The organism is Prevotella sp. CAG:592 (assembly GCF_000436015.1).
Taxonomy (GTDB): domain Bacteria; phylum Bacteroidota; class Bacteroidia; order Bacteroidales; family Bacteroidaceae; genus Prevotella; species Prevotella pectinovora.
The window spans coordinates 1-9,406 of record NZ_FR892603.1 but is presented as its reverse complement, the minus strand read 5'-3'; the positions used below and the strand labels follow the sequence as shown (position 1 = coordinate 9,406).

Below are 9,406 nucleotides of genomic sequence, written 5' to 3'. Positions count from 1 at the left end.
GCCGCTGAATGCGGAGTGACCGTGACCAACATTCCTGCCTATAGTACTGACAGCGTGGTGCAGATGACCTTTGCCCACATTCTCAACATCACGAACCGTGTGGCTCACTATGCGCGCCTCAACCGCGAGGGCAGATGGAGCTCAAACAAGGATTTCTGCTATTGGGACACGCCGCTGCCTGAACTGTCAGGACTCACGCTAGGAATCGTTGGACTCGGAAATATCGGAATGAAGGTGGCAAATATAGCCCGCAACTTCGGTATGGAGGTTTATGCCGACACGAGCAAGAATTCAGCTAGTCTGCCTGAAGGAATACAGAAGACCACCTTCGAGGGACTTCTCGGAGTGTGCGACATCCTAACCCTTCATTGTCCGCTCACCGACAAGACCCGCGAACTCGTAAACGCCGAGACCATCGCCAGGATGCGTCACGGGGCAATCATCATAAACACAGGCCGCGGACCTCTCGTCAACGAGGCCGACGTGGCAGAGGCGCTCAAGTCTGGACAACTGTCAGCCTATGGCGCCGACGTGATGTGTCAGGAGCCGCCGCGCAAGGACAATCCGCTTCTTTCATGCAGTAATGCCTTCATCACACCGCATGTGGCATGGGCAACGTTCGACGCCCGCCAGCGCCTGATGCGCATAGCGGTAGACAACGTGAGGGCATTCATTGGTGGAACGCCAAAAAACGTGGTCAGCTGATGGAGTCGTTGCAGTTTATAATCGAGCTTCTCGGAACTTTCGCGTTTGCCATATCGGGCATACGCTCCGCCTCGTCGAAGAACTTCGACTGGTTTGGCGGCTATGTAGTAGGTCTTGCCACTGCTATCGGCGGCGGTACGATAAGGGATGTAATGCTCGGGCAGGCACCTTTCTGGATGACCAATTCTGTATATATGGTATGCACGGCGTTCGCCCTTCTCACTTTTGTGATGCTGAAACGTCAGTTCACGCGGCTCAGCAAGACGTGGTTCCTATTCGACACCCTTGGTCTTGCCCTCTTCACCATCGCCGGACTGCAGAAGACCCTGATTGCCGGATATCCGTTCTGGGTGGCCATCATCATGGGCTGCATGACGGGAGCTGCCGGCGGTGTGCTTCGCGACGTGCTAGTGAATGAGGTGCCGCTGATTTTCCGAAAGGAGATCTATGCCATCGCCTGCATTTTGGGCGGTCTCGTTTATTGGGTCTGCACGCTCGTTGGCGTGCCTGTGGCACTTACGGTCATTATCACATTCTGGGCAGTTGTGGTGGTGAGAATTCTCGCCGTGAAATACAGCATTTCGCTGCCAGTGCTCAAAGACCCTGATCTTTGGAAAAAATAGTCTCTCTGTATTTCCACACCATGTTGACAATCTCCTCACCATATTTCTCGGCTTTCACTCTGCCGATCTGAGGGATTGTCATTAGGGTGTGAATGTCTGTCGGCAGCAGGCAGGCTATGCCCGTAAGCGCCTTGGTGGTCAGTATGCAGTATGCCGGCAGTCCTGCCTCCGTGGCTTTCGTGTGGCGCCATTGCTTCAGCGTTTCGAGCAGCAATGGATGGGCTGCATCTTCGGGGATGTCTGCCTTGGCAGCAGTCGCCGTTTGGGTTCTTTTCCTTTCCGCTGCAGCGACTTGGCGGTTGTCGCCAAGGAGAAGCGCAGCCTTGTGGGTGAGATATCCGTCAACTGAGAATTTCTCGTTGCGTGCATATTCCAGCATTCCCGTTTTCATAATCAGCGCCTCAGCCAGCAGTTCCTTTGCGTTGGCAACCTGTTTGGCTGTCTGCTTGTTGTTTGTGGCTAGTTCAGATTTCTTCAGCAGGTCGGAGATGGTAGTTGTCTTCTCCAGGAAATAAACCGCCCCTTTCGTTATGCGCCCCTGCAGTTCGTCGCCTACGCAGCCGCCGGCCGTTTCCTTTGTCACGGCTGCCNNNCGTTTCCTTTGTCACGGCTGCCATTCTCTCGTATTGCATCTTGAATCTAGCCGCTACAGTCTCCACGTCGCTTTTGAAAGTCTCCAGCGCTACCTTGTATTGCTGCAGAAGGTCGGGATACGCCTTGTATAGATGTTCGTCGATGACCCTGGTGATGTTTGCCAGCGCCACCCCAAGTGGCTTGAAGTCGAATAGCCGTGTGATGAGGCTCGTGGTGTAAGCGCGCCGCATCCTTTCCACGTCGCTCTCCGTAGGTATGCCGTTGCGGATTTCCCTGGTGTAAGCGTCCACCGTAGAGTCGCTTATCAGCGAACTGCGTGTGATTGGTGCGGCGAGCACCATGCCTTGCAGCGTCTTGCATCGGCTCAGCGCCACGTAGGTCTGTCCGTGTGTGAACGAGGCGTGAGCATCGATAATGGCGTGGCTGAATGTCAGTCCCTGGCTTTTGTGGATTGTTATTGCCCATGCCGCCTTTACGGGAAACTGGCTGAATGTGCCTTCCACCTTTTCCTCAATCTCGTTGGTCTCTGCGTTTATCCTGTATTTGCAATTCTGCCATGTCTCCCTTTCCACGTCGATTACGCCGTCCCTGTCGGCAGGTCTCACGCTAAACCCCTTTTCGTTTATGGCGCACACTTCGCCTATCATGCCGTTGTAGAAGAGTTTGGCTGCCGATGAGTCGTTTTTCACGAACATCACCTGTGCTCCCATCTTCAGTGTCAGTTTTCCGTCTGTGGGGTAGGAAAGTTCAGGGAAGTCGCCCTCCACGGTTGCCGTATATGTGTATGGCTTTGTGGGCAGTGCTTCCATTTCCCTGTCGTTTGTCGCCTGTGCGAAGCTGTTGTGTGTGGTGAGCCTTATGTATCCGTCTTCTTTGCGCGGCTTGAAATTGGGTATGCAGCGAGAGTTCAGGGTGCTGAGTGCCTCGTCGTCGATGTTTTTAGAGCGTATCTTGTTGAGCAGTTCCACGAAATGCATGTCGTCCTGTCTGAATACCTGTTTCAGTTCTATCGTGGCGTAGTCGGTGGCTTTCAGTGCCCTACTGTCGAAGAAGTAAGGCGAGGCGTAATATTGGCTGAGCATCCGCCATTCCTCCTCTCTCACTACGGGTGCCAACTGCTCCAGGTCGCCGATGAGCAGCATCTGCATCCCTCCGAACGGCTTGTCGCTTCGTCGCAGCCGCCTCAGCGCGTCGTCGATGGCGTCGAGCAGATCGGCCCTCACCATGCTCACCTCGTCGATTACCATGATGTCTGCTCCGCGTATTATCCTCAGTTTCTCCTTTCCGAATCTGTAGTGCTGCTGTTGCTGGTTTCCCGTGTGGGTGCCTGGCACGTAGGGCGAGAAAGGTAGTTGGAAGAAGGAGTGGATGGTCACTCCTCTGGCGTTTATCGCCGCTATTCCCGTTGGTGCCACTACGATTATCCTCTTCTTTGATTTCTTTTTCAGCTGGCGGAGAAAAGTGGTTTTTCCCGTGCCCGCCTTGCCTGTCAGGAAGAGGTTGTTGCCGGTTTCGTTGGCTATTTTCCATGCCGACTCCCATTCAGGGCTTGTCACTATGTAGTTGTCTGGGGTATTGTTGTTCATGGAGACAGTGGATTTTTGAGTATTGCAGAGTTTCTAATTTGCTCAGATTGCTATTGTTTTCCGTTTTCCGTCATTCGTAATGCCGTGAAACACTGTTTCTATTTTGTGTAGAATAGGTATATACACAAAAAAAGGAGACTTTTAAAAGCCTCCTTAAGTACGTCTGCAGGGGTTCGAACCCTGGACCCTCTGATTAAGAGTCAGATGCTCTACCAACTGAGCTACAGGCGCATTTTCAATTGCTATCGGTTTAGTGATTTCCGAATTGCGAGTGCAAAGGTATGGAGTTTTGTTTAAACTTCCAAATGTTTACGTTTTTTTTTTTTAATAAAATGTTGTTTTGGTAAATTCTTGTTACAAAAGTGTCTGTAATTACATTATTTAATATATAGATGCGGGTATATATCCATCGAAGATTTTATTTGAGTCGGCAGGTATACTAGTGTGTTGCTTTTATCTTGGCAGTTTAAGCGTCCTGATGACCGATTGGGATTTGATAAGTCGTTGGAACGATGCAAAAAACTGTTGGTTCTTACCCCAAAAGTCTATTAAAAGCCAATGAAAAGAACCATGGTTATGGAATGGTAATGCCCCAAGTCTGCTTCGCGAAAGGCTGACTATTTGGTTCTTCGCTACACAATAAAAACTACGCATTTGTCGGATGAGCCTATTATCTATTAACGTGGACACAGCGCTTTATTAACAGAATTTTGCAGATTGTGGAAGTCCGTTTATTTGTTTTTCCCTCCATATATTCGTATCTTTGCAGTTGCAAACGAGAAGTCGCCGTCAGTCAGTCCTGGCGGATGGCTTCCTGACAATAAGCCGTAATCCGAAGGTTGCGGCAATGATACAGAAATAATGACAATTATGGCAAGAAAGAAAAAACCGTTACCAATACTTGAGAACATACAGATAACCGACTGTGCGGCTGAGGGTAAGTCGCTGGCGAGAGTGAACGACATGGTAGTGTTTGTGCCGTTCTGCGTGCCGGGCGACATAGTAGACCTGCAGGTGAGGAAGAAAAGACATAGCTATATGGAAGCTGAAGTGATACGCTTCGTAGAGAAAAGTGCCGTGAGGGAAGAGCCTTTCTGCGAGCACTTCGGAGTGTGTGGCGGATGTAAATGGCAGAACCTGCCATATGATAAGCAGCTCGAGATGAAGCAGCGGCAGGTGTATGAGCAGCTCACACGCATCGGAAAGGTGGAGCTGCCGGAGTTCATGCCGATCCTCGGCAGCCGGAAGATTCGCGAATACAGAAACAAGCTGGAGTTCGGCTGCTCCAACAAGCGATGGATGACTCGCGAGGAGATTGCCAGCGGTGAGCCGGCAGGGGAGATGAGGGCTATAGGATTCCACATCACGGGAGCCTTCGACAAGATTCTGCCAATCCACAACTGTCATCTGATGGACGGATTGCAAAACGAAATCAGAAACTTCATCTATCAGTATGCGATCGACAACGACCTCACGTTCTTTGACCTCAGACAGCAGACAGGGCTGCTGCGCGACGTTATGGTGAGGAATTCGAATACAGGAGAGTGGATGGTGCTCGTGCAGTTCCACTACGACGAAGAGGGCGACCGCGAGCGCTCGCTGCAGCTCATGGAGGCGCTGGCAGACAGATTCCCGCAGATAACCTCGCTGCTATATGTTGACAACCAGAAGTGTAACGACACATTCGGCGACCTGGAGCTGACTCTCTACAAAGGCAACGACCATATCTTCGAGATTATGGAGGGTCTTCGCTTCAAGGTGGGACCGAAGAGTTTCTATCAGACCAACACCGACCAGGCATACCATCTGTATTCCGTGGCACGCCAGTTCGCCGGTCTCACAGGCGAGGAGGTTGTCTATGACCTCTATACCGGAACGGGAACGATTGCCAACTTCGTGGCACGCAGCGCCAAGAAGGTGGTGGGGATTGAATACGTGCCCGAAGCTATCGAAGATGCCAAGGTGAATTCGGACATCAACGGCATCGGCAACACGCTCTTTTTTGCGGGCGACATGAAGGATATTCTTACCGACGAGTTCATTGCCGGTCATGGCCGTCCCGATGTGATAATAACCGACCCGCCACGTGCCGGAATGCATCCAGACGTGGTGGAGACAATCCTCAGGGCAAAGCCGAGACGCATCGTATACGTGAGCTGCAACCCTGCCACACAGGCACGCGACCTGCAGCTCCTCGACCGTTTGTACAAGGTGGTGGCTGTACAGCCCGTAGACATGTTCCCGCATACTCCGCATGTGGAGAATGTGGTGGCGTTGGAACTGAAATGATTTGAGTCCAAGCCGGCCATTAAAGCTTGCTTGGGCTTTGAATTTTAGAAGAGTGGATCTGGGGGGACTTTAAACGGAAACGGTCTTCCTTTATCCATTTCACCACGGCATCGTCGGTATTAAGCCCTATGACCTCGCTGGCGGCGAGCTTCACTTCAGAATAGGCGTTCTCTACCGCCACGCTCCAATCTGCGGCACGCATCATCGGGATATCGTTCAGATTGTCGCCGAACACCACCACTCGCTCGGCACCCGTGGCAGCCTTCACCTGCTCGATGGCAAGCGCCTTTGTGGTGCCCTCCATATAGATGTCGATGAAGCCCAGACCCTTGTCGAAGATATCATGGTAGCAGTTGTATGAACACGGGATTCTCTCCCTGTCGATATCATCGGCGATGGCTCTGAGATGGTCAAAGTTGCCCATGCCGAAGATGAGCATCACGTCGCTTGTGTCGATGTTCAGCTCAGAACCCTCCACGGTTTCAAGGCATTTGTATGGCGAAAGGATGCGCGGACGGATGAAGTCGAGTTCGGCATCGGTCATCTCGCTCACGTGCTCCACCACTATCTTGTTGCCACGGCGGTGGTAGACGAAGGGATGGCTGCCCCGGCGCTCGAAGATGCCGAGGATTCTTGCCATGTGGTTAGGGCAGATTGTCCTTGCCGAAATGTAATCCCTGCGCCCGTTGTCCCATAGAGCGCATCCAGCCATTACGATGAACGGGATGTTGGTATTCACGTTTCTCATCAGGTCTACGGCGGTGGCAGGAGTGCGTGCCGTGGCGATGGTGAAGAGCGCCCCATCGGCAATCAGCTCGTTGAGCGTCCGCTCTGTGACAGGCGATAGTATCGAAGAGTCGTTGAGCAGCGTTCCGTCGAGGTCGGAGACATAGAGGGTGTTGTTTTCGTACATATTATTGTTTCCTGTTGAATCTGATTTTCTTTTATGCAGCTTCTTGCGTTTCCATTTTTCTGAACGTGAGATATAGAGCCGTGAGCATCATACAACCCGTTATCATCCACGAAACGGGGTATATCCCCATTAGTGTCTGGAAGCCGTGCCAATGGCGTGCCACTACGAATATCCAGAATATCCTGAGCAGACACGTGCCCACGATTGTAATCAGCGTGGGCAGCATCGATCGTCCCATACCTCTGAGGGCAGCACCCGAAATCTCGTAGCTGCATGCTATCCATTGGGTGGTGAGCACCACCATCATCCTTCTTGAACCATAGTCGAGCACCTCGCCGTCGGTGGAGAAAGCGCTGAGACACAGGTCGTGCTGCCAAGCTATGAGGAGGTTGGAAATACAACACAAGGCGAAGCTCAGAGCCATGCAAATCCAGTAAATCCTTTTCACCCGAAGCATGTTGCCGGCACCATAATTCTGTCCTACGAAACTTATCGCCGCTCCGCTGAAGGCAGCAACGATGAAGTAGCAGTAACACTCATAATTGAGGGCCGCCGCCGAGCCAGCTATCGCCGCCGAGCCGTAGCCGTTGATTGCCGACTGCATGAGCACGTTGGAAAATGAGAAAATCATTCCCTGTATTCCTGCCGGCACACCTATCTGGAGCATCCTTTTCAGCTCCTTCCATTCCACGCGGATACCCTTCACGTCAAGCTTGTAGGGCTCGGCTTCGCTGATGAGGATCCTCACTATCAGCGTGGCGCTTATGGCGTTGGCTATACACGTGGCGATTGCCACGCCAGCCACGCTCATGTGGAAGACCACCACGAGCAAGAGGTTGAGCAAGGCGTTCACCACTCCTGCCGCTATCAGAATGTATAACGGACGCTTCGTGTCGCCGATGCTTCGCAGGATGGCTGCGGCGAAATTGAACACCATGAGGAAAGGCATTCCGCAGAAATATATCCTGAGATAGAGTTCGGCAAGATCGAGCACGTCGTCGGGCGTGTCGATGAGTTCGAGGATGGGTCTTGCTGCCATAAAGCCCAGGAACATAAGGAATATTCCGCTTGCCACGGCCACGAATGCCGCCGTGCTGATTGCCTTCTTCGTGCTGTTGTCGTCTCTTTGTCCGATGTGGTTGGATATGACCACCGTGGCTCCCATCGATACGCCGATAAAGAGGTTGATGAGAAGGTTTATCACCGGTCCGTTGCTGCCCACGGCGGCGAGTGCCTCCCTGCTGGCGAAATGTCCCACCACAGCCACGTCGATTGAATTGAACAGCTGCTGCATCATGCTGCTTAGAGCCAAGGGCAGGGCGAAGACGAGAATCTTCTTCAGCAGCGGTCCGTGGAGCATGTCTATCTCTTTGCTGTTGCTTTTCATGATAAGTATGTCAGATGATTTCCTCCACCTCCTCTTCTGTTACGAGATTGAAGTCGCCGGGGATGGTATTTTTCAATGCAGAAGCCGCGAGGGCGAAGTCGAGGCACTTCTTGTTGTCGTTGCCGTTCTTGGAGAAGGCATGCACGTAGGCAGCGATGAAAGCGTCGCCCACGCCCATCGGGTCGAGCACGTTGTCTATGTCGTAGACACGCGCCGTGTAGAGCCTGTCGTCGGCATAGAGCACTCCTGAGAGCAGGTGGTGGTTGGCAGAGAGCGTGTTGCGCAGCGCTATGATCATCTTCTTCGCCTTGGGCAGTATCTTCTGTGCATGGCGGAAGAATTCGAGATAAGCCCCTTCTTCCAATACGTAGTCGCTTGAAGTGGCTTTGAAGTCGGGGGCTTTAAGACCCGTAATTAGCTGCCATTCGCCAGCCGTGCCGAAAACTATGTCGCTCTGTGCCACCATCGGCATGAGCACATCGTGGGCATCAGCGCCATATTTCCACAGGTTTGCCCTGTGGTTTATGTCGCACGACACCACAAGTTCCATTTCGCCAGCCGTTTCTATTGCCTCGCGTGTGGCACTGGCGGCTCCTTCTGACAGGGCGCATGAGATTCCTGACCAGTGGAACAGCTTGGCGTCGGCAAAAGCCGCCTTCCAGTCTATCATGCCTTTCTGCATCATGGTGAGCGAAGAGTCTTCGCGGTCGTACACGATGCTCGACCCCCGGAGCGCAGCCGACTCCTCGTAGTAATAGAGTCCAAGACGGTCGCCGCCATAGGCGATGAAATCTGTGCCAACGTTGTATTTGCGGATTTCGTTCCTGCAGGCGTCGCCGATTTTGTTCCGGGGCAGTCGGGTCACGTATTCCACCTCGTCGCCCAGCATAGCAAGCGACACGGCCACGTTGGCCTCGCTGCCGCCGAACAGTCCAAGCCATTCGCTGCCCTGCGTGATGCGCTGTTTGTCGGGGCGCGTCATGCGTAGCATGATTTCACCAAAAGTGACTATCTTGTTTCTTGTCATATCTATTGTTTATGTTTAGTTATTCTCCTTGTTTCTACTCGTGTTTTGAAAGTTTGTCTGCGATGGGGCAGACAGGTAATTTGAGCGGATTATTTAAATCAATTTTGCTTCAAAATTACATTTTTTATTCTTCATACTGAAATATTCACCTCTATTCTTAAACTTAATTAGCGTAAACGTTGCCATTTGACGGAATTTTGAGAATTAGGCTTGCTTGTATTCCTAATAGGGTAGTTGTTTCATTCAGCTTCATTTTCAAATCAAATTAAACCCAAATCGCTT

Annotated in this window: 8 protein-coding genes and 1 tRNA gene; 3 read left to right on the top strand and 6 right to left on the bottom strand. The window is 52.0% G+C overall.

Annotation, left to right across the window (positions count from 1 at the left end; all coding sequences use genetic code 11):
- On the top strand, window positions 1-705 hold a 705-nt coding region (locus QVO99_RS08110), incomplete at its 5' end, for an NAD(P)-dependent oxidoreductase (RefSeq protein WP_288177068.1).
- Window positions 705-1,328 carry a trimeric intracellular cation channel family protein gene (locus QVO99_RS08105; RefSeq protein WP_022317113.1) on the top strand — a complete coding sequence of 208 codons (624 nt, stop codon included), beginning with the start codon at window positions 705-707 and terminating at the stop codon, window positions 1,326-1,328. The genes QVO99_RS08110 and QVO99_RS08105, both read left to right, overlap by 1 nt.
- On the opposite strand, the gene QVO99_RS08100 is transcribed toward QVO99_RS08105, so the two are convergent.
- The 3 genes from QVO99_RS08100 to QVO99_RS08090 all read right to left on the bottom strand — a co-directional run bounded on the left by QVO99_RS08100 (window position 1,300) and on the right by QVO99_RS08090 (window position 3,739).
- Window positions 1,300-1,911, bottom strand: a complete 612-nt coding sequence (locus tag QVO99_RS08100; RefSeq protein ID WP_288177067.1) for an HRDC domain-containing protein — start codon at window positions 1,909-1,911, stop codon at window positions 1,300-1,302. The genes QVO99_RS08105 and QVO99_RS08100 overlap by 29 nt on opposite strands.
- The gene (locus QVO99_RS08095; RefSeq protein WP_022317112.1) at window positions 1,793-3,508 is read right to left on the bottom strand and encodes an ATP-dependent DNA helicase; all 1,716 of its coding nucleotides are present in this window, start codon (window positions 3,506-3,508) and stop codon (window positions 1,793-1,795) included. The genes QVO99_RS08100 and QVO99_RS08095 overlap by 119 nt, the downstream gene beginning before the upstream one ends.
- A gap of 158 nt (window positions 3,509-3,666) precedes the next feature.
- Window positions 3,667-3,739, bottom strand: a tRNA-Lys gene (locus QVO99_RS08090).
- Window positions 3,740-4,378: 639 nt separating this feature from the next.
- Between QVO99_RS08090 and rlmD the strand changes: the two genes are divergently transcribed.
- The gene (rlmD, locus tag QVO99_RS08085; protein ID WP_022317111.1) at window positions 4,379-5,797 is read left to right on the top strand and encodes a 23S rRNA (uracil(1939)-C(5))-methyltransferase RlmD; all 1,419 of its coding nucleotides are present in this window, start codon (window positions 4,379-4,381) and stop codon (window positions 5,795-5,797) included.
- Window positions 5,798-5,816: 19 nt separating this feature from the next.
- On the opposite strand, the gene QVO99_RS08080 is transcribed toward rlmD, so the two are convergent.
- From QVO99_RS08080 to QVO99_RS08070, 3 genes are read right to left on the bottom strand one after another with little or no spacing between them, the layout of a single operon-like run.
- The gene (locus QVO99_RS08080; protein WP_022317110.1) at window positions 5,817-6,710 is read right to left on the bottom strand and encodes an HAD-IIB family hydrolase; all 894 of its coding nucleotides are present in this window, start codon (window positions 6,708-6,710) and stop codon (window positions 5,817-5,819) included.
- A 31-nt stretch (window positions 6,711-6,741) separates the two neighbouring features.
- Window positions 6,742-8,097 (bottom strand): MATE family efflux transporter, encoded by a 1,356-nt coding sequence (locus tag QVO99_RS08075; protein ID WP_022317109.1) that lies wholly within the window; start codon window positions 8,095-8,097, stop codon window positions 6,742-6,744.
- Between the two features lie 10 nt (window positions 8,098-8,107).
- Window positions 8,108-9,124, bottom strand: a complete 1,017-nt coding sequence (locus tag QVO99_RS08070) for a sugar kinase (RefSeq protein WP_022317108.1) — start codon at window positions 9,122-9,124, stop codon at window positions 8,108-8,110.
- Window positions 9,125-9,406: the final 282 nt, after the last annotated feature.